Source organism: Pseudomonas fluorescens (assembly GCF_040448305.1).
In the GTDB taxonomy this organism is placed as follows: Bacteria; Pseudomonadota; Gammaproteobacteria; order Pseudomonadales; family Pseudomonadaceae; genus Aquipseudomonas; species Aquipseudomonas fluorescens_BH.
Genome location: NZ_CP148752.1, coordinates 3,911,133 through 3,932,602 on the forward strand (window position 1 = coordinate 3,911,133; position 21,470 = coordinate 3,932,602).

Annotated in this window: 14 protein-coding genes and 2 pseudogenes; 11 read left to right on the forward strand and 5 right to left on the reverse strand. The window is 57.2% G+C overall.

What is annotated here, in order from left to right; translation table 11 throughout:
- Nucleotides 1-57: 57 nt before the first annotated feature.
- Nucleotides 58-1,560 carry a DUF1254 domain-containing protein gene (locus WHX55_RS17785; protein ID WP_353740935.1) on the reverse strand — a complete coding sequence of 501 codons (1,503 nt, stop codon included), beginning with the start codon at nt 1,558-1,560 and terminating at the stop codon, nt 58-60.
- Nucleotides 1,561-1,592: 32 nt separating this feature from the next.
- Nucleotides 1,593-3,065 carry a DUF1254 domain-containing protein gene (locus WHX55_RS17790; protein ID WP_353740936.1) on the reverse strand — a complete coding sequence of 491 codons (1,473 nt, stop codon included), beginning with the start codon at nt 3,063-3,065 and terminating at the stop codon, nt 1,593-1,595.
- A 399-nt stretch (nt 3,066-3,464) separates the two neighbouring features.
- Here WHX55_RS17790 and WHX55_RS17795 point away from each other — a divergent pair, with 399 nt between their 5' ends.
- The 6 genes and pseudogenes from WHX55_RS17795 to WHX55_RS17820 form a co-directional block, all read left to right on the forward strand.
- Entirely contained in the window at nt 3,465-4,280 is an 816-nt protein-coding gene (locus tag WHX55_RS17795; protein ID WP_353740937.1) for a transporter, read from the forward strand.
- A gap of 210 nt (nt 4,281-4,490) precedes the next feature.
- The gene (locus WHX55_RS17800; RefSeq protein WP_353740938.1) at nt 4,491-5,927 is read left to right on the forward strand and encodes an IS1182 family transposase; all 1,437 of its coding nucleotides are present in this window, start codon (nt 4,491-4,493) and stop codon (nt 5,925-5,927) included.
- A gap of 400 nt (nt 5,928-6,327) precedes the next feature.
- Nucleotides 6,328-7,071 (forward strand): protein-L-isoaspartate(D-aspartate) O-methyltransferase, encoded by a 744-nt coding sequence (locus tag WHX55_RS17805; protein ID WP_224789684.1) that lies wholly within the window; start codon nt 6,328-6,330, stop codon nt 7,069-7,071.
- 2 nt (nt 7,072-7,073) lie between these two features.
- Nucleotides 7,074-9,506 carry an SAM-dependent methyltransferase gene (locus tag WHX55_RS17810; RefSeq protein ID WP_353740939.1) on the forward strand — a complete coding sequence of 811 codons (2,433 nt, stop codon included), beginning with the start codon at nt 7,074-7,076 and terminating at the stop codon, nt 9,504-9,506.
- 180 nt (nt 9,507-9,686) lie between these two features.
- Nucleotides 9,687-10,376, forward strand: a complete 690-nt coding sequence (locus tag WHX55_RS17815; protein WP_353740940.1) for a hypothetical protein — start codon at nt 9,687-9,689, stop codon at nt 10,374-10,376.
- A 194-nt stretch (nt 10,377-10,570) separates the two neighbouring features.
- Nucleotides 10,571-10,857, forward strand: a pseudogene (locus tag WHX55_RS17820) (isochorismatase family protein); the annotation flags it as partial.
- Between the two features lie 116 nt (nt 10,858-10,973).
- Here WHX55_RS17820 and WHX55_RS17825 read toward each other — a convergent pair.
- Nucleotides 10,974-13,484 (reverse strand): EAL domain-containing protein, encoded by a 2,511-nt coding sequence (locus tag WHX55_RS17825; RefSeq protein ID WP_353740941.1) that lies wholly within the window; start codon nt 13,482-13,484, stop codon nt 10,974-10,976.
- 899 nt (nt 13,485-14,383) lie between these two features.
- Between WHX55_RS17825 and WHX55_RS17830 the strand changes: the two genes are divergently transcribed.
- The gene (locus WHX55_RS17830) at nt 14,384-15,280 is read left to right on the forward strand and encodes a serine hydrolase domain-containing protein (protein WP_150753262.1); all 897 of its coding nucleotides are present in this window, start codon (nt 14,384-14,386) and stop codon (nt 15,278-15,280) included.
- A gap of 96 nt (nt 15,281-15,376) precedes the next feature.
- Here the strand turns inward: WHX55_RS17830 and WHX55_RS17835 are convergent, their stop codons facing one another.
- Nucleotides 15,377-16,141: a tetratricopeptide repeat protein gene (locus WHX55_RS17835; RefSeq protein WP_353740942.1), complete on the reverse strand. Its 765-nt coding sequence runs from the start codon at nt 16,139-16,141 to the stop codon at nt 15,377-15,379.
- A gap of 129 nt (nt 16,142-16,270) precedes the next feature.
- Here WHX55_RS17835 and WHX55_RS17840 point away from each other — a divergent pair.
- From WHX55_RS17840 to WHX55_RS17855, 4 genes and pseudogenes are all read left to right on the forward strand, one after another.
- Nucleotides 16,271-16,427, forward strand: a pseudogene (locus tag WHX55_RS17840) (integrase); the annotation flags it as partial.
- A 150-nt stretch (nt 16,428-16,577) separates the two neighbouring features.
- A complete protein-coding gene (locus WHX55_RS17845) occupies nt 16,578-17,249 on the forward strand; it encodes a DUF4157 domain-containing protein (protein ID WP_353740943.1) in 672 nt (223 codons plus the stop codon).
- A 279-nt stretch (nt 17,250-17,528) separates the two neighbouring features.
- The gene (locus WHX55_RS17850) at nt 17,529-18,965 is read left to right on the forward strand and encodes an FAD/NAD(P)-binding protein (protein ID WP_353740944.1); all 1,437 of its coding nucleotides are present in this window, start codon (nt 17,529-17,531) and stop codon (nt 18,963-18,965) included.
- Nucleotides 18,966-19,129: 164 nt separating this feature from the next.
- Nucleotides 19,130-19,615, forward strand: coding sequence for a DUF6130 family protein (locus WHX55_RS17855; protein ID WP_353740945.1), 486 nt, complete (start codon nt 19,130-19,132; stop codon nt 19,613-19,615).
- A 340-nt stretch (nt 19,616-19,955) separates the two neighbouring features.
- Here the strand turns inward: WHX55_RS17855 and WHX55_RS17860 are convergent, their stop codons facing one another.
- Nucleotides 19,956-21,308 carry an SLC13 family permease gene (locus WHX55_RS17860; protein WP_150758789.1) on the reverse strand — a complete coding sequence of 451 codons (1,353 nt, stop codon included), beginning with the start codon at nt 21,306-21,308 and terminating at the stop codon, nt 19,956-19,958.
- Nucleotides 21,309-21,470 lie beyond the last annotated feature (162 nt).

Genomic DNA, 21,470 nt, shown 5'->3' on the forward strand with positions numbered 1-21,470 from the left:
GCTGCCGAGAATGACCTTACAGGCGCACTCGACGTCCTGTGCCCTCATGAAACCGTGCTACTTCAACTTGGCGACATCCTCCGGTTTCCAGGTTTGGTCGAAGAATGCCTGCTTAGGACCGTAGAGTCGGAAGATCGTGAACCAGCCTTTGCCGGGGAGCGTGGCCAGCCAGTTCTTGCCTTCGCCGGGCGACTTCGGACCGAAGTAAATGTCGAAGCTACCGTCAGCGTTCTGCACCGGCTTATCCATCATGTTGAGCGACGGAAAGGGCTGGCCATTATCAAGACCGGAGCCGGTGATCGGATCATACACAGCCACCGACCAGAAAATGGCAACGGGAACGTCCTTGGGTACATGTAGCTTGTAGTCCTTGTCGCCACTCAAAAAGTCGCCATCGGCGTCGCTGTAAGTGACAAGATACTTCGCGCCGACGTCGTTCATGCTCACCGCCATGCCGGGACTGGTGGAGTAGGCGTAAGTAAAGAAGGAAGTGCGTGCATCGAGGTATTCGAACGAGGGCGATGTGAAGGTCGCATTGCCGGGGAACGCATTGATGTAGTGTCGGTCGGGGTACCACATCTGATCCTTCACCAGCGGCGAAGGCGTGTAGGCCAAGACGTGGCCGATACGCGTGGCCGTGCGTGCCGCTTTGTCGAGCATTGCACGGGTATTGGCGTCCGGTACAAACGGCTGACCTTTGACGATGCCCAGCGCTGCCGCCATGCCACGCATTTCCATGTCGGCAGGATTCACGTATTCATGGTCGATGAACCGCCAAAGCATATCGTACGCCGTGCCATCCTGTGGGTAGAGCATATTCGCCGGTACGCCCGAGGCATCGGGGAACTCCATAGGCTTGGCTGTTTCCTGCTTCCCGAGTGGATAGATCCGCGTCTGCTCCATGACCCGCACGGGTTCTTCAAGGTGTTTCGGATCTTTGAAAAAGCCGCGCCAGAAAACGAACACGCCGTAGGTGCCGGACCGATAAGTGAAATAACCCGATGGAACCTCCCCCGTATAATCCGGCGGCAGTATGAGGTACTTCCCGCCCTTTCCCCTGTCCGGGCCGGGCAGCCCTACATCGCCGCTCCATCTGCGCCCGTCGATGTCGCCCTCGGAAGGAATCGGGTGTTGTCTGTAGTCATCGATAATGCCTTGCAACCCCGGTGGCACCTCAATGACCATCGGCCCGTCTTGTTTCAAGTCAAGAAAGCCGAACCCATAAATCACGTCGGAGTTCGGCGTCGTGATCAGCGTCTTGGCGTTGAGCCTCTGCTTGAAAATCGCCAGTTTGTTGTAGCCACTGCCGAAGACCTTCTGCATGCCTTCCTTCATCCCATACAGGTTGAGGGTAGGCATTGCCCAGAGGTAGGTCTGCACCGCACGCTGGTAGAACAATTCGTCTAGGAGTTTCGGCGCGTCGTCCTTGGCGATATAGCCCTTTTCGAAAGGCAGATTTGCCAGTTCGTCGTAGCGCGATGGTTCTTGCGCCATCGCTGAGGTGGCAAGTGTCAGCGCGAGTACTGCGGTCATGAGACTGCGGATGCAGGAAGGCTGCATGGTTGTGCCCTCTTGGTAGTTGGTGGGTTAGCTCATTTCACCTTCTCAACGATGGGGGGCATCCACGTGCCATCCAGAACAGCTTTGTCCGGCCAGTAGGCACGGATATACAGCGAGAAAGTCCCTTCGGGTGCGGGTAGCCAGTTGTTTTCCTTGTCGTGACCAGGGGATTTTGCGCCGGCATACAACGTCAGGGAGCCGTCTGCATTGAGCGTTAGGTTCTTGTTCTTGGTACCCAGCGAATAGCGTTTGAGCGGATTGTCGTGATAGAAATGCTCCGCGTTATACAAGGTCAGCGACCAGAATCCTTTCACCTGTGGCGTCTGGCCCTTGGGAAATGTGATGGTGTAGCTGTTTTGCCCATTGAGTTGCTGACCCTGGTGGTCGTTGTCTGTGTAGATGTACTTCGTCTCCTCCGGGCGGTTCTCGTAAATGTTTGACTTGGCGATGGCGGTGCGGTTGAGGTAGTCAGTGCCCCATTTCGCATTGTTCACCGGTGAATTCCAGCCGTTACCGGCCGCGCGGCCGTTGTGGCTCCATTGAAGAAATGCCGGCAGCATTTCCTTGTCCATAGCAATTGCGGTGTCCCTGAGCGTCTGCATGATCGCCGGGTCTTTCTCGGCGGCGTCCAGTACGCTGGTGATCCATGCGTAGAGAGACTCCTCGCCAGGCATTGGTGGAACTTGTTCCATCACCGACGGCAATTCGTTGAAGTAGGTTTCCGGGTTCACCCACTTGGTTTCGCCTGTCCCGGTGGACTTCGGTGCAGGGTAGTGCGGAAGTTTGGACCAGTCCGTGGTCTTCATCTTCCCGTCGAACTTCGATAGCGGGTAGAAGTTGATCTGGCTCAGCATCGGCTGGATGGCTTTGCGATCTTCCGCCGTGTCGTCCATGAAGATGCGCGGGATGGTGAATACCAGTGCCGTGGATGATCGCACTACAGCAGTGATGCCCGCCGGTGTCTCTCCCTTCCAGTCCGGGCCGACAACCATGTAGAAGCCAGGTTTTGTGCCGTAGGCCTGGCCGATCTCGGAAAACTCGTCGGTGCGGGCGTCATACAACGCATAGACCCAGAAGCGCTGACCGAAGTCCGGTACCTGGAAGACAAACGGCTCCTTGTCCAATGGCAGGAAGCCGGGCCCATACACGACGTCCTGGTTCGAACAAGCAATGACGCGCTGGTTCGCGGTAACGTAGTCAGTCAGCATGGCGATCCCACCGTAGGCGATCGGCACAACACCACCGACCAGACCAGGCTCGGGAACCTTTGAGAAGGCTGCGGCGCGATTGGCGTTGGCGACCAGCGGCCAGCCCCAGAAGTAAGCCATTTGACCAACCATCTGGACGTATTCCTTAGTCAACGTATTGCCCGAAACAGGGCCGGGAACTACGGCAGCGGTTGTGGGGATGGGGGACTGCTGGGCTTGCGAGTTTTCCGAAAGCATTGCGAGGGCGACGCCGATGACGCATGCGTTGATGGTGAATTGCTTAATGCCAATTTTCATGGGGCATCCTCTGGGAGGATAACGAGGGCTGCAAGCTTCGCTGGCAGCGCTTTGACACTGTTAAATATTGTCCCCATCTAGCTTAGTAGTCTGTTTTCTAACGTAGCGAATAGACAATATAAGTTTTCTGAAGAAACCATCTTCTGTTTCGGTCTAATAAAGGATAGGGACACCCCATTCAATGGAGAATATATCGCCAGATATAGATGAGTGCTGACTGAACGATGGCTCAACTTAATATTGGTTAATACGAATTAATCCGATTGGCCGGAGACAGTGTTTGTACCCCGTCGAACATAGTTCAGGTACCTGGTCTAATCTCATTGGCAGCAGGTCACCCTCAGCCTTGTAACCGCGACATGACAACCCAAACTCTCAATTGCGAGACAGGAGTTGGACATGAACAACGGCGTTCGACTTGTTCCTTTCATTACCTTTGCGGTGGTATGGCCCGCAATTAGCCCCGCCGCCGATAGCCAGGCCGAGCTGGCCAAGCAAACGCTGAATCCCGTCGCCGCGCTCTACAGCGTACCTATTCAGTACAACTGGAACCAAAAACTCGGCCCGAGCGGCGAGGGCTACCAAAGTGTCACCAACATCCAGCCAGTGCTGCCATTCAGTATCAATGACGAGTGGAACCTGATCTCCCGAACCATCCTGCCGATCATTGATCAGCATGGTCTGGTACCTGGCGGGCAGGCGGACAAATCCGGTTTGGGGGATGTGACCCAGAGCTTCTTTTTTTCACCCAAGCAGCCGACTTCCAGTGGCTGGATTTGGGGGGCAGGACCGGCCATTCTGGTGCCGACCGGCAGCGATGAGCTTTTGAGCAGTGAGCAATGGGGGTTGGGGCCCACAGTGGTGGCCCTCAAACAGAGCAATGGTTGGACCCGCGGCATTCTGGCCAATCACATCTGGTCGCTGGAAAACAGCCCGCCCGATGACAAGGACAAGGTCAACGCGACTTTCCTGCAACCTTTCTTCAGCTACACCACTCACACCTACACCACCTTCGGCATCAACACAGAATCCACCTATGACTGGCAGACCCGAGAATGGTCAGTGCCAATCAACCTGTTCGTCACCCAGTTGTTCAAAGTGGGCCATCAACCCATGACCCTGCAAGCAGGACCACGCTATTGGGCAGATAGTCCGAAAGATGGTGCCGAGGGCTGGGGATTCCGGGTGGCGTTTACACTGTTGTTTCCCAAGTGAGTGCCAAGTTTCAATGGAGCATGTTAAGCGTCTGCTTTTGGCCGATTTCTGCCTTTCACGACCGGCTGAAATCGACCCAATCTAGCCGTTCGCTAACGAATGCAAATGGCCGTTTTTGACTATCGCCACCGGCAGCAATGGGTCCAGGCTGTGTGAAAACTCCCGCAATTGTCTAATCTTCTGATCGTCGAGATCGTAGCGGGGGCGATCATGAAGCGATTTATTGAAGGTGAGGCTCGGGCGCAAGTCACCTTACTGCCGGAGTGTCTGGACGATTACGTAACCGAAGAAAATCCAGTGCGCGTGGTCGATGTTTTCGTCGATGAACTCGACTTGGGCGCGCTTGGTTTTGAGGGCGTCGATCCTGCCGCAACTGGTCGTCCGGCCTATCACCCAGCGGTGTTGCTGAAGATCTATATCTACGGCTATCTCAATCGGATTCAATCCAGCCGCCGACTTGAGCGAGAGGCCGAGCGCAACGTCGAGTTGATGTGGCTAACGGGGCGTTTGGCTCCGGACTTCAAAACCATTGCCGACTTTCGCAAAGACAACGGCAAAGCCATTCGCAGCGTATGCCGCCAGTTCGTAGTTCTTTGTCGCAACCTCAATCTCTTCTCCCAATCGATCATCGCCATCGACGGCAGCAAATTCAAAGCCGTCAATAATCGCGACCGCAACTTCACTCAGGGCAAGGTGAAGGCACGCATGCAGCAGATCGAGCAGAGCATTGATCGATATCTGGCGGCGATGGATTCGGCGGATCGGGCAACGCCCGAAGTGGCCGAGGCCAAAGCAGAGCGGCTTAAAGAAAAGATAGAAACACTGAAAAAGCAGATACAGAAACTCAAGGACATCGAGGCGCAGCTCCACGAAAGTCCAGACCAGCAAATCTCCCTCACAGACCCAGATGCACGCTCAATGGCTACGAGCGGCCGAGGCACCGGAACGGTTGGCTACAACGTACAAACAGCTGTCGACGACAAACACCATCTGATCGTTGCCCATGAGGTGACCAACGTTGGTAATGATCGTGGGCAACTGAGCAATATGGCGAACCAAACGCGTGAAGAAATCGAGGCTGAATCGCTAACGGTGGTGGCCGACCGAGGCTATTACAAAGGTCTGGAAATCCTTGCTTGCGAGCAAGCCGGCATCACTACCTTCGTACCGAAACCCCTCACATCTGGCAGCAAAGCCGAAGGCAGATTCGGCAAACAGGATTTCATCTATCTTATTGCGTCGGACGAGTATCAATGCCCTGCGGGGCAGTTACTAACCAGGCGGTACTCGTCGATGGAAGACGGCATGTTATTGCATTGTTACTACTTCTCGGGCTGCCAGTCCTGCTCAATGCAAAAGCAATGTACGACGGGTAAGGAGCGCCGTGTGAAGCGCTGGGAACATGAGGCTGTAGTCGACGCGATGCAGGTTCGGCTAGAACATGATCCAGCGATGATGAGGGTTCGTCGCCAGACCGTTGAACATCCTTTTGGAACGCTCAAGTACTGGATGGGAAGTACCCACTTCCTGACCAAAACCCTGCCGAGGGTGAGCACTGAGATGAGCCTTCATGTGCTCGCCTACAACCTCAAACGAATGATGAGCATCTTCGGCATCGCAGGACTGCTTGAGGCGATCAGGGCGTGAACCCAGCCGCTTGGCTCGCCAGTTAGAAGCCGTTTGGGCCGCAGACGCGGCCCAAACGGCATTACGAACGTCTATGTCACTGACTAAGCTAATTCGTGCTTTCGCCCGCTGATTCCATAGGCAACCCTCGCGACTCTCAGTTTTCGAGGTATTTAGCGCGTTTTCACACAGCCTGGGTCGACTGCAGCCCTTCGCGACAGGCAACGATCGGCCACTAGCTGACAATCGCATTCACTTTTGTATCACCGCTTGAACTGGCTGGCTGCTATCAGTGCAGTTACGGATTGCGATATTTTCTCAGGCAGTCGCCGCAGCCTGGTTTGGTCGCCGGCACCCCCGGGCTTGCCGAGCCAGCCCGCCGGCCATACGATTCGACTATTCCTCAGGCGGAGGAGTCATTGTGAAGCCGGTGATGCTCCTGACGCGCATCCTGGCGCCTGCCATCGCTCTGGCGCTGGCATCCGCCGGCCTGCATGCCGACGATCCGTTCGCGCCGTTGCGCGACGCCATGGTGCGGGAGATCGCCAACATGTCGTCCGTCACCCGCGACGAAACCGGCAGGGTCGAGTTTGCCGCGCCGGTGATGGCCGCGATGGCCAAGGTGCCACGCCATAGGTTCGTCCCGCCCGACGAGGTGCCCTACGCCTACGAGAACCGCCCGCTGCCGATCGGCTACGGCCAGACCATCTCCCAGCCCTACATCGTCGCCCTAATGACCGACCTGACGCAGGTCGGGCCCGGCGACGTGGTACTCGAGATCGGCACTGGCTCGGGCTACCAGGCGGCGATCCTCGCCGAGCTGGCGCAGGCGGTCTACACAATGGAGATCATCGAGCCGCTGGCAGTGCAGGCCGGGGAGCGCCTGGGCCGGCTGGGATATGCAAAGGTGCAGGCCCGGCTGGGCGATGGCTACCACGGCTGGCCCGAGCACGGGCCTTACGACGCCATCCTCGTCACCGCCGCCGCCAGCCATGTGCCGCCGCCACTGATCGCCCAACTCAAGGCCGGCGGACGGATGGTAATCCCGGTCGGCGCGCCGTTCATGATCCAGTACCTGCTGCTGATCGAGAAGGCCGGCGATGGCAGTGTGTCCACCCGGCAGGTGCTGCCTGTGCGCTTCGTGCCGCTGGTCGGAGGCGGTTGAGCATGCATTCGCCGCCATTGCTCGCCCTGGCGCTGCTGTCTGCCTCCGCGCTCGGCTATGAGGTGCTGCTGCTGCGACTGCTTTCGATCATCCAGTGGCACCATTTCGCCTACATGATGATCAGCGTCGCGCTGCTCGGCTACGGCGCCGCCGGCACCGCCGTAGCGCTGGCGCGGCCTGTGCTGGCGCCGCGCTTCCACGGCGTGTTCATCGGCGGCGCGGTGCTGTTCGGACTGAGCGCCATCGCCTGCTTCAGCCTGGCCCAGCAGGTTCCGTTCAATCCCCTCGAGATCCTCTGGGACGCGCGGCAGTCGGCGCGCCTGCTGCTGATCTACCTGCTGCTGTTCGTGCCGTTCTTCTGCGCGGCGGTGTGCATCTGCCTGACTTTCACCTGCTTTCAGGAACAGATTCATCGGATCTACGCCTTCGACATTCTCGGCGCCGGCGTGGGCAGCCTGGCGATCGTCGCCGCGCTGTTCGCCCTGACGCCCGTCGATGCGCTGCGGCTGCTGGGCGGCACCGGCATCGCCGCCGGGGCACTGGCCGCCATGGCTTGCACGGGGCATAGGCACTGGCTCGCGCCGTTGCTGCTGGCGGCGGCAGTCGCGGTGCCGGCCGGCGTACCCGAGCGCTGGATCGCCCTGTCGCCCTCCGAGTACAAGGAACTGAGCCAGACGCTGCGTATCAAGGATGCGCGCGCAATCGCCCAGACCTGGAGTCCGCTGGGCCTGCTCACGGTCGTCGACAGCCCGACCATTCCCCTGCGCCACGCGCCGGGCCTGAGCCTCAATGCGACGCAGGAGCCGCCCGCACAACTGGCCATCTTCACCGACGGCGACGGCCTTTCCGTGCTGAACCGCTATGACGGGCGCCGCGAACCGCTCGCCTACCTGGACTACCTGACCTCGGCTCTGCCCTATCACCTGCTGCGCCAACCCCGCGTGCTGGTGCTGGGCAGTGGCGCTGGCGCCGATGTGCTGCAGGCGATCTACCACGGCGCCAGCGCGGTGGATGCCATCGAACTGAACCCGCAGGTGATCGATCTGGTCCAGCGCCGCTTCGCCGACTTCTCCGGCAAGCCGTACAGCGCGCCCAACGTCCGTGTGCTGATCGGCGAGGCGCGCGGTCTGGTGGCTTCGCGCGGCGAGCCTTACGACCTGATCCAGATCGCCCTGCTGGACTCCTTCGGCACCGCCTCGGGCGGCCTGCATGCGCTGTCCGAGAACTACCTGTACACGGTGGATGCCTTCGCCGAGTACCTGCGCCATCTCGCGCCCGGCGGCCTGCTGGCCATCACTCGCTGGGTCACCCTGCCGCCCCGCGATGTTCCCAGGCTGCTGGCCACCGCGGCCGCGGCCATCGAGCGCGACGGGCAGGCCAGCGCGGCGCGCCGCATTGTCATGATCCGCGGCTGGAAGACCGCGACGCTGCTGGTCAGCAACAGGGATTTCGACGATGCCGGCATCGCCGTGCTGCGGGAGTTCTGCCGGGCGCGCTCCTTCGACCTGGCCTACTACCCCGGGATGACCGTGGCCGAGGCGAACCGCTACAACCTGCTCGACCGGCCCTGGTTCTTCGAAGCGGCGCAGGCCCTGCTGTCCGGCGAGCGCGCGCAGTTCCTGGCACGCTACAAGTTCGACGTGCGTCCGACCATGGATGACCGGCCGTATTTCTTCCACTTCTTCAAGTGGCGCTCGCTGCCGGAACTGCTGGCGCTGAAGGCGCAGGGCGGCCTGTCAATGCTGGAGTGGGGCTATCCGGTGCTGATCGCCACGCTGCTGCAGTCCAGCGTGGCCGCCGTGCTGCTGATCCTGGCGCCGCTATGGGTGGCGCGGCGGCGCCAGCGGCGCGCTCGGGATGCGGCTTTGGCCAGGTTCGAACTTCGGGTCGTGTCCTACTTCGCCGCCATCGGCTTCGCCTTCATGTTCGTGGAAATCGCCTTCATCCAGAAGTTCACCCTTTTCCTCAGCCACCCGTTGTATTCGGTGGCGGTAACGCTCAGCGCGTTCCTGATCTTCGCGGGCCTCGGCAGCCGTTACTCCGGTCGGCGGCGGGGGGACATCGGACCTGGTGTGGGGCCCCGTCATCCGCTCGCGCGGCCAGTCCTGGCGATCTGCGCGATCGCCCTGCTCTACCTGATCGCCCTGCCCCCGTTGTTCCAGCTGCTGGCGCCGGTGGGGACCCTCGCCAGGTTCGGCATCTGCGCCGCGCTGGTAGCGCCGCTGGCGTTCGCCATGGGCATGCCGTTTCCGCTCGGACTCGGGCGCGTCTCCGCGCGCGCTGAAGCACTGGTGCCGATCGCCTGGGCCGTCAACGCCAGCGTATCGGTGGTGGCGGCCGTGCTGGCGACCCTGCTGGCGATCCACCTGGGCTTCACCGTAGTGTTGCTGCTGGCGTTGCTGCTGTATCTCGCGGCGGCGGTCGCATTTCCCTGATCGCGGCGGTTCGCAGCGACACGTCAACAGACCCTGGTGAGACGAATGGCTTGTTGGAACGCCGCTTGCCGCAGTTCACACGTTTCGCCGTGTCGATCAGCGAGGGTGACGCCTTTCCTGCTTCGAAGCTGAACATTTGAAAATATGGACGTGTGCGTCATGCCAAAGATGAGAGGTTGCGTGCCGCAAGCAATTGGTTTTGGCCGACGCAGTCGAGTCGTCAGAGGTGGCTTTCATCCCATAGCTGCCGGTGGTGACTGGCAGAAACCGGCCAGGAGCGGAAGCGCGGGAAGTTGCATTGCATTTGAGTATCTACGGACTAACCTCAGTGCATCATTACACCGCGCGCAGGGGGACTTGCCGCCAAGGTGTCATTTCCCAACTGACCTCCATTTCACGTTGGCCAAGGAGCCTTATGAAGACCTTCTTGCTAAGGACAGCCCTGTTCGTTGTTTTATTTTTCTTTGCCTTGCTCTGCCTTCTTGTGTCTCTTTCCTCGTACATATTCTCATTACGATAATGCTCGCCCAGGCTTTGATTGCATTCTTTCTGGGATTGGATATCGGCGCCAGGATGGGGCCAACGGCCAAATGGGTTATGGGTGTTTCAATGACCTTGATTCCCTTGTTTTTGGTATGGGGCTTCTACAACCATCGCGTCGGCGCCTACAACGCGTACATACTCCTTGTGCTTCCCCAATTCCCAAGAGCGCTTGAGGGGTATACATCGAGTCCGGCAACAACCACTATCGCATTAGCTATAAGTATCGTTATCCTGGCTTTTGTTTGGTACGTCCGAGGAAAAATCTTTCCAGACTTCGTCTTCGTCAATCCCAGGAAAATCAAAGGCAAGTACTTCTTTACGGGCTGATCCATCATGCCGCCGGACCTGCCCGAACGGCTGTCCAGGCCTTTGAGTTCAATCGTTAGCGAAGACTGCTTCGGGTCGAAGTCCGACTTTCAACAAAAAACAAGGCCACAGAATGATCTGGCACCTAACAAGCGTTAGATTCCCATTGTATTAGAAGACAGCCCCTTACGAGCTCATAGCCTGAGATGTTGTTTATCGTCAACGCCATGGACGGTGAGAACTTCGCCTCAGCGGTCAAGGCTACGGGGCGCAAGAAACTGATCATCGCCGGGGTCACCAATGACGTCTGCACGGTCTATCCGGCGCTGAGCCTGGTGCGCGATGGTTATGAAGTACAGGTGGTTGCTGATGGCGGCGGTTCCCCTGGCGTAATGGCGGATGATATCGCCCTGCGCCCGAAGGTGGTCAGTTGGTACAAGTCCTGATGACGGCACTTCAAGTGCTAAATCCTCAGGTGGGCAAGAAGGCTCGCTCCTACTAGTTGTTCGAGGCTACCTCCGGCAGTTGCGGGTGCGAGCCACATTTGAGTCGACCTCTCATCGTCCGCATTGGGTTGAATCCACAGCCGAAAGCGGACGTTCCCAGGCACCTGCGAAGTTATGGCGATTTAGTCTTGGTCCGTGGGAAATCAGTGCTCGCCATTAATCTTTCGTGAACATACTCCTCAAATTGTTCGGCTGGCAGTGGCGGGGAAAACAGGAAGCCCTGGTAGGTCTGGCAGCCATGCTTGACCAGAAAGGTGCGCTGAGCTTCTGTCTCTACACCTTCTGCAATCACCGAAAGCCCCAATATCTGGCTCAGGCTCACAATCGCGCAGGCGATGGCGGCGTCGTTGGGATCAACCAGCACATCTCTGATGAAGGACTGGTCGATCTTGAGTTGATCCAGCGGAAGGCTCTTCAGGTATGACAGTGACGAGTAGCCGGTTCCGAAATCATCCAGCGAAAGGCCTATGCCGATCTTTTTCAACTCGATCATTTTGGCGACAGTACCTTCCATATCCTCTATCAGCAGGCCTTCGGTCAGTTCCAGTTTCAATTTCTTCGGATCGGCCCCCGTGTATTTCAGTACTTGCAGTACCTCCTCGACGAAGTCCGGATGGTGAAACTGGCGGGCGCTGACATTCACAGCCATACCCAGTCGGGCGGTTTCCCAATGCTTTGCCCAGGCAACCAGCTGAGTGCAGGCTGCCTGCAGCGCCCAACGGCCTAACGGCAGAATCAACCCCGTTTCCTCTGCCAATGGAATGAACTCGCCTGGAAACACGACTCCGCGCTCAGGATTCTGCCATCTCATCAGTGCCTCTGCGCCAATGATACGGCCCTCACTATTCACCTGCGGCTGGTAATGAAGAAGGAATTCGTTGTCCTGCAAGCCTTGGCGCAAGTCTACTTCCAGTCTGGCGCGTGCCGTGGCAACCGCCTGCATTTCCGGATCGAAGAAGCGCATGGTATTGCGGCCCGCCGCCTTGGCGCGATACATCGCCAGGTCAGCGCGCTTCATAATATCGTCCACTGTGCTCAGCTGCCCCTGGAACAGCGCAATGCCGAGGCTGGGGGTGCTGTGGTGCTCATATCCATCCAACTGGTAGGAAATGTTCAGAGAGTTGAGAATCTTTTCGCCAATAGCCTTGGCCTGGATAGCTGCTTCTGGAGGATTCTCATTAAGGCCATCCAGCAGGACGACGAATTCGTCTCCGCCCAGGCGAGCCACGGTGTCGCTCTCGCGTATGCAGCCGCAAAGGCGCAGAGCAACTTGCTGCAGCAACATGTCGCCTCTGTCATGCCCCAGCGTGTCGTTCAGTGTCTTGAAGTTATCCAGGTCAATGAGAATTATCGCGCTCGTATGCAGGCTACGGGAGCTGCCCGCCAGCAGATGCTGTAGCCGGTCCAACATGAGCCGCCTGTTGGCCAGCCCGGTCAACTGATCGTAGAAGGCCAAACGCTGGACCTCTTGCTCAGCGGTCTTACGGTGGGTGATGTCAGTATTGATCGACAGAACGGATTGCGGCTGGCCATCATCGTCTCGCACCAGGGTTCGATGACTTTCGAGCGTGATGGTGCAGCCATCCCGGCGTCGAAGTGTAACTTCGTCCGCCCAGTCACCCGTTTCTATCAGGCTGTTAGTGGCCGCATTGAAAGCGGCGCTACCCTGGTAGATCAACTCCTGTGCCGATTTGCCGAGCGCCTCTTCCTTTGACAGACCGTAGAGACGCTCGGCACTTTTGTTCCAGTACAGGATGCGGTTATCCATCCCGTGAACGACAATGGCGTCCTGGGCCTTGTCCAGCAGCGATGCTTGCTGGCGGGCCTGTTTCTCGCTTTCGCGCAGCACTGCCAGATAACCTTCCCTTTCGGCTGCTTGCGACTCCATTTCGCGCCTGATCTTGCCCCCGTAGATAACGGCCGCACTGACCATCAGTAGCACGAACACCATGATCGCGTATTCGACCCGGCGCAGTTCTTCGACCGACTCAAGCTCCTCCTCCAGGAGCTTGCTTTGAATCAGGCCAACGCGATCCCGCACGGTACTGAGTGAGGCGAGCAACAGGGCAAACTTCCTGTCCATCGTTGCCATGCGTTTGCCGGCATTATCCGACTGCCCCTCCCTGAAGTAGGAAAAGATCAGCAAGGCCTCGTTCACCATTTCGACCATCGCGGCATCAACTGCACCCACCTCATCCTTCAATGCAAGGGTAAAGGCTTGTACATCTGCACTGTGTTCAGCCTCATTGGCGATCCGTACTTCCAACTGCTTTTTGGCCATTGCCAAATGCTCGTTGAAGGCGCGCAAGGCTTCATTCATGTTCCGCGATTCGGCTTCAACATCATGTGTGTCGAACACATTATTGCCCGGCGCATTGACTGTGGAAGCCAGGCTGCCCAGCGTTGAATAGCTCGACAGCTGTTGGACCCACGACTGGTTTGCCTTGATGGAGCGGTGATAGGTATCGACGATCAGGTGATTCAATAGCACGCTCAGCACAACAACCAGCACGTCGAATCCCGCAAGAAAAAAGTACATGCGGTGCCATTTGGTCGAGCGCGGCTTATTTGAACTGGTGGGTATGGCTTCCTTTGCGGCGCTTTTATTCCTGAAAAAATCCATTTCACAATCTCCAAACATAATCCTTCTAAATTGACCAATAAAAGCGGTATTCGGAAACCAATTAACCTTTTGTGCCGACACCTGAACCTGAGAACACACCGCACGTAGCATTAGCCAAATTTTTTCTCTGTTCTGGATTCACGCTGGTTTTCGTGAGCGAAGCTCCCGAGACAAGCAATAGCTACCGAGGCTATACGTCTTAAGTGTCACGCCAACCAACTATTCGACACTAAGCAATGCATTTGGCGATGCTAATTTCATGGTGAAATTTTTCACTCTCGGAAGCAGTCTCTTAACATTTCGGCGATAAAACGAAATCATTTTCATTTATTGTGTTTGACATCATCGTTTCAGGTAACGATTCTCCTCGCTCTCCATTGTAGAACTGAACGTCGGCAATCACTTTTGCCAGATGTTCTGTTCCTTTCAATTTCCTCAGCCTCGTTCTGCGCCTCTGGCGAGCGTGCAGACCAAGGCCTGCATGTCTGGGGTGAGCATATCCCCGTTTTCGCAGTGCCCTGCCGCACCGTAGCGAAAGTCGATTCGATCCTGAGTGATCCCAACAAATCTAGTCCAAACCCTGCGCCTGCAGGTGCAGGGTTTGCTCCATGTCTTCCCGAGTGTCGTTGCGAATTTGCGCCCCTGAACTGGATGCTTCACGCAGAATAGTCGGGTGACATAGGGCACGCTGCGGGTCATTTCCGCGCTGCCTGCCGGACTGCCTGATCAGTTTCGACAGCAGACCAAGCATAGCCGCAAATTTGCCATTATTCTGTTCGCCGACTGCTCCAGGTCGGTAGCAGCCATTCAAACAGTACAACAGGCCCAACAGTCTCAGGATAAGGCTGAATGGGATATCTTGTTGAGCTGTCGATCCGTTCAAAACTCCAGGGAAGTCAATGCTGAGTTCACTTGTATCGAATGGTCAGTCACTAACGGCTGACCATTCGGAACTGATGGCCCCATGGTGGAGCTTTACGAAAACAGCCTTGGCCGCGACCGCCCTATCGTTGGTGCGTGATGGGATGGTCGGATTGGATGCCCCGATCCTTGACCAACCTTTCACGTTGCGCCAGCTACTGCGGCATGAAGCAGGCCTCGCCGATTATGGCGAACTTGCGGATTATCACGCTGCCGTCGCTAACAATGAGGCAGCCTGGTCGGCAGCTGAAATGATGCAACGCCTTGATGGTGCTCGGCTTCGATATAGCCCTGGAACCGGGTGGCGTTACTCGAATGTAGGCTACTTTCTCATAGGCAGGCTTATTGAACGGGTAACTGATCTGGCGCTTGAAGAGGCAGTGAGTCGATGTGCACTGACGCCTTTGGGCCTGTCGAGCGTTCGCTTCGCTAAAACGCGATCAGATTTACAAAATTCCCACCTTGGAAACCCATCAAATTATGACCCCGCCTGGGTATATCACGGCTTGCTGATCGGCCCCATTTCGCAAGCAGCGCTTTTTCTGGATCGACTTCTCGCGGGACACCTCCTCTCCCCGGGCTTGCTCCAGGAAATGCAGACAGCAAAAACATTGGGCGGTCCGATTCCAGGACGCCCATGGATTACACCGGGTTATGGCCTTGGTTTGATGCAGGGTTCGATTGAAGGCGGCTTTACCCTACGCGGACACACAGGCTGCGGGCCTGGCAGTGTCATTGCCGTTTACCGTATCTGCGATGGCAACGCATCGGCCTGTTGCGCTGGTTTTGAGACGGGCGCCAGTGAAGGCGCCGTCGAAGCCCACGTCGTCCGAAGATTGATGCAAGCCTTACAAGAGGGTGCTGAAGACGCCTAAGTCCTGTTAGGGCCTGCCTGATGATTTTTCGAGTGACCACTTTGGAAGGCTGCCTTTCGCGAGACAACAATCGGCCAGAAGTGGACACTCAGAAACTCAACCGCGCACCAGGTAGGCCCCTGAGGGAACCCGATATCGCAGCTTCTTGCATTTGCCGGGTGCAGGCTGATGCCCCGGCGGACGATCAGGAAACCAAATTCGGCATTTGCCCGGAGGCGGCATATGGCGGCGGGGAATCTCAACCTCAGCGTACGCCCGCTCTGGCTCGATATTAGCCATTTGCAATTTTCCTTCGGGCCCGGCTCTGCCAGCCGTCGGTGCATCTGCAACCCGATCTGTCTGTGCGCTAGCGAAGTTGCCAGCGTTACGCCCAGTGTCCGGAGTGGATTGCTCAACAACCGCCATTTCCGCTTCGCGGCGCCTTTGGGTCTCCTCTTCCAGCCCCTTCTGTACTGCGACCTGGTCCTCTTTGGCATTGGGTGGGGTACCCGAAGATTGGGCCTGCTGCGCCGCCTGGATCAATTGGAAGTTGCGGTTGCGCAACTCGACGTTGCGACCAACCCGCATGTTCGAGCGCGCCGCCAGGGTTTCAGCCTGCTGGTACTGCCCCTGCTGTAGACGCAACACACCAAGGTAATGCAGCGTCGCGGGATTGTTAGGCTGGATATGCAGGGCACGCTCCAGCGTGGCAGCGGCCTGGTCCAACTGGCCATTCTCATACTGCCGCGAGGCGGTTTCGATCAGGGTGGTTGATGCGCTGTTACTTTGCGAGGGCGCTCTTCGCTCGGCAGCAACCGAACAAAGCGACGCGACAGCGCAGAACGCCAGGATGAGACCCGGCAGAAAACTCTTGGTTGGCATCAGGGGGCGGACTCGGCTGATCTAGGACGGCGCTGCCGTAAAACAGGCCACAGCGCTGCTCGGCATCTGCAATACAGGGCCGCAATTGACCTGGCCAGTACCCTGAAGTTCCCGCTTGGGGTGACGACTATTGGCCTTGACCCAATCTTGTACGGCACTCACACGCTACGACGAACCTAGCGCTGTCCAACGCCTGCCTGGTCATACGAAACTTGAAAGCACCGTCAGGTACCTGGAAATCGAGGTCGACGATGCTCTTGAAATGGCGGAACAGACGGAAGTCTGACGTCCACTGCGACGGTAGTGGTTAGACCGTCGCTTTGCGGCCAGGCGCGGCCTTTCAGGCAATGTTGGAGATGGCCTGAAGAAGTTGTGGAACTCAGGGAATCGAACGGTAGTCCAGCGGTCCAACACCTGGCAGGACAGCGGGCGCGAGATGCCCAAAGTATCGTCTGCCGACCACCATTGCCTTTGGGAGAACCAATTGTTAACTGTCTTTTTGCGTCAAATTTTCCGGTTAGCGATACCGCTCTTTTCCGTTGGCACTTCGTCCGCTGTTTTCGCCTGCCCGCAAGGACAGTACCAAGTCTGTATGGTCGCTTGTTTTTGTGCTCCAGGCTCCAAAGAGGAAACTGGGGAGATTTTCGAAAACATGAACCAAATGGCGGCCTCTGGATTGCAGAATTGGATTGTGCAATCGCGCAACACCGCGGCAACTGACGATATTCGGACAATCCCGCTGAATATCCGAGCCCAACTCGAACCCTACTATGACATCCAAGTGCTCGATTCGGCTCGCTACAAGGTAGGCGATGATGCAGAGCTGAACGCCGCACACACCATGCTGCAGAATCCCGATGTAAGTGCGGTCACCCTTATGGACATCATCGTCTTTCGCAGTCCCGATGATGCACTTAACAATGTCGCGCTATGGGCGCATGAATTGAAGCACGTGCAGCAGTACCTGCAATGGGGCGTTCGCGAGTTTGCCACTCGCTATACCCGTGATTACACAACCGTTGAGGCGCCTGCCTACGAGATTCAAACCCAGGTAGCCAGAGCGCTAAGAGTCAGCGTGGCCCAGCCAGAGCCTCCTCGAAATCCTTGAGTTCAAAGGGTTGCTTGCAGCCCTTCGCGAAAGGCAGCCAGCGCCCGATAAACGTCGTGAACACCTGCCGTGGGCTTGCGTCGCTGACGTATACACAGCGCCCTACAACTCCCCGCCAACGCAAGCGAGAAGCGCGTTGCAGGATGAGTGTCATGGGATTTAGAGAGTCGTTAAATCCGTTGGCAATTTAGGTAAGGAACAACTGTTCTTTTACGACAAGCGAAATGAACTAGCCTGATTCGATGGAGGCGTGTATTAACCCGTCATTAGGGCATACCTATGAACACAACCACCATAGCGACGGATTATCTGGTTATCGGCGCGGGGGCAACAGCTATGGCCTTCGTCGATACATTGCTCGATGAGTCGGATGCGAGTGTGTTGATGGTGGATCGACATGCTCAACCTGGTGGACATTGGAACGATGCCTACTCGTTCGTCCGCTTGCACCAGCCGTCTGCCTTCTATGGCGTTAACTCCTGCGAGCTGGGCTCCGGCCAAAAAGACGAATCCGAATGGGGCGGTGGCTTATATGAATTGGCCTCAGGCGCCGAGGTTGTCAGTTACTTCGATCAGCTTATGCATCATCGATTCTTGCCGTCAGGTCGGGTGCAATATTTTCCGATGCACAACTACGAAGGTGATCGCAGCAATAATCATCGCATCACATCCTTGGTCACCGGCGAAAGTAACCTTGTCCAGGTGCGCAGGAAGCTGGTGGACGCGACTATTGCACAGACAGCCGTTCCTTCGACCCATCCACCGCATTACCGGATAGAGCCCGGGATACGGTGCCTACCGCTGAACGACTTGCCAAAGATCAGACAGCCTTACTTGCGTTACGTGGTGGTGGGAGGAGGAAAGACCGGCATCGATGCCTGTCTGTGGCTGCTGCACAATGGCGTGGCACCAGGCAGGATTCAATGGATCGTTCCAAACGACCCCTGGCTGCTGGACCGCGCCAACCTTCAACCTGGCCAGGAGAATGTTGTACGAACAATCGGTAGCCTCGCGAACCAGTTCGAAGCAATAGGTGCTGCAGATTCGATCCCGGACCTATTCCTCAGACTCGAAAGTGTCGGCGAACTGGTGCGCATCGATAAAGCCGTCGAACCCACCGCCTTCCGCGCTGCGACCATTTCACAGGGTGAATTGCGTGCACTACGGCGCATAAGCAATGTAGTGCGCCTGGGGCGGGTTTGCGCGATTGAAGCCAGCCGCATATCCCTCGAAAGGGGCTGCATCGCTGGAGATCCCGACGCCCTTTACGTCGACTGCAGTGCAAGCGCTGTCCCAATTATTCCTGATGGAATCGTGAAAGCATTTGATGGCAATCGCATCAACTTGATGACAGTAAGCAGTTATCAGATCTTATTCAGTGCCGCAGTAATCGCATACGTGGAAAGTCACTTCGACGATCAGATGCAGATGAATAAACTATGCGCGATTGTCCCACTACCACGCTCACCAGTGGACTGGGTCAGAATGTGGGCCGCTTATCTTGGCAATCAACGGCAATGGAAGAACCACGCGGGGTTGTCCAACTGGCTTGCGCAGTGCCATCTGCACCTTTTGCCGATAGTGATGAGAAGCCTGCAGGAGGGGGATCCTGAAAAGCTGGCAGTGTTGAACCGATTTACTGAAGCCAGAAAGAAAGCCTTGGAAAATATCCCCAGGCTCTTGCAGGCCGTAGCAGGTTCAGCGCAAGAGTCCTGAGCGAATGAATCGGGTCGGTTGTAGCCTGCTCCCGCAGACAGGAACCGGCCAAAAACTGTCAGTCAGTGTCGATGAAATACATGGGTGATTCCAATTTCAAATGAACACCAGGAAATACTCGGTTTGATCCAGGCTTGAATGAAACCACGCGGGAGAAAAACACCATGTCCCTCGTTACCGGAAACCTATTGGCCCTGGCTTTGGGTGTCTTCTTTTGCACAGCCGTGTGCGGGCAAGGGGTAGCAGACACCGATTCCCCACCGGCAATACTTCCATTGGAATCCGAGACTGCGCCAAAACTCATTGCATACCCGCCGCTTGCCGAGCCGCTCGCCCGCGGTGTTGTCATTATCCAGTATCGAGCAGAACACGCCAGGATCATGCCGGTATTTGGCAAAGCGGCTGTTGATGTATCACCACGTCTCGGTCACCTCCACGTGACCGTCGACGACTGGAAAGGTACATGGGCGCACACCAGCGAAGACCCGATTATCCTGGTTGGACTGACGCCCGGCACTCACAAGGTTCTTCTTGAAGTGGCCGACCCGACTCACAAAATCCTCACCAGTACGACAGTGAGTTTTATAGTTCCGGAGAAGAAACCAACGGACGCTCCCCAGATTGACGATGATCATGCGGTAAAACCATAACTGCTGGGTGTTCATGGCTAACTGCGGTGGTGTGAGCAGGACAGCACGGGTGGGCTCCATCACCACACGTTTTATTAGTTCAAGCCGCTCCACATCAACCTCGTCCCAGTTCAATGAAGTGAATGCAGTACGGCGCATCATCTGAAAGACCGCCAATTGGCCGTCTCCTGTCCTTCGCGACAGGCAGAAGGCCCCGAACAATCACAGCCCCCTACTTCACCGCGGACGATGCGACCCTGGCTACAGGGGTGAAGGCGCATGTCCAGTTTGTGCTGAATTATCCAGGGTGGGGGGCGGAAAAATTGAGTCCATCAGGCTGATCAGGGCCTGACCCGATCGCTCAGAGCACCCCGGGCACCACCAGGGTCAACCAGGCAACACAGGGTCCCACCAGGGCAACCACCGCGCTGTAGATCAGCAGGCTGCGCAACACTTTTTCTCGCTCCTGCGGGGGTGTATTGGCAACCACCAGCGCACCATTGGTGGAGAACGGGCTGGTGTCGACGATCGTGGTGGAAATGGCGATAGCCGCGACCACGCCGACCGCACTGATGTGGCCCTGGCTCAAAAATGGCACGGCCAGGGGAATGATCACCCCTAGCAACGCCGTGGACGAAGCGAAGGACGAGATAATTGCGGCAGTGAAGCACAGCAGCAAAGCGACCAGCAGCGGTTCACCCAAGCCGGAGATGCCATGGGCGACATAGTCGATGGTACCGATGGTCTGCATCACTCCGATGTAAGTGATGATCCCGGTGATCAGCAGAACAGTCGACCAACTGACCTTGTCAATGGCCGCCTTCTGCGCCGCAGGCGCGAACATGGCCAGGACTACCGCGACCGTCATGGCCACCAACCCGATATTGAACTTGAACACTAATGCCGAGATCGCCAGGGCCAACAGCCCGACCAGCGTCGACAGCTTGGCCCCGTCCAGGCCGCTGAGGGTCTGTAGCGGCGCACCGGCACCCGTCAGGTCAGTACGATGATAAGCAGGGGACGCCGGCGTACCGCCGTGGCCAAGAATGGCCAGCGATGCACCAGCAGCATGCAACTCGGGACCGGGCAGGACCGCCACCAATGACAGGCGAGCGCTACGTAAACCACCGAAGACTACGAATACCACCATGGCAATCCCCAGGTTGAACAGCAGGCTGGCGATGAACAGAGTGAACGGTGCATAAGGCAGCCCGGAGGACGCAACGATCTGATTGGTTATGCCACCGAAAATACTCACAGGGGAGAAACTGCCGCCTTGAGCGCCGTGAATCACCATCAGCCCCATGAGCACCGGGTTGATGCGGTACTGCACGGCGAAGTTGAGAGCAATAGGCGCGAGGATCGCTGCCACCGCAGGGCTCAGCGCACCGAAACCGGTGAGCAGCGCCGCCACCACGAACATCACCCAGGGTATCCAGGCGACATGGCCACGCACCATCAACACTGCCCGTTCGATCAGCCAGTCGATGGTGCCGTTGTTCTGGGCGATGCCGAACAAATAGGTGACACCGACCAACGTCAGGAACAGGTCACTGGGAAAGCCGGCGAAGATGGTCGCCGATGTCATGTCCATTATCACCGAACCGACGATAAAGGCCGCTGCGAACGCCAGCGCGCCCATGTTGATGGGCAACACGCTGGCGATGCCGAAAATGACCACTAGCACTAAAATCGACAGAATTTCATTACTCATTTCAATCTGACTCCCCGCATTCGGACGGTCCCGCAGGTACCGTCCTTGTTGTTATTGTTTCGGGATGTTTAGCAATCGACTCACGTCGGGCCGAGCGTGCCGAAACGAGGAAGCGTGGCTTGCCTGCGAAGTCGGTCGTACGAACACAGAAGCTTTCAAATC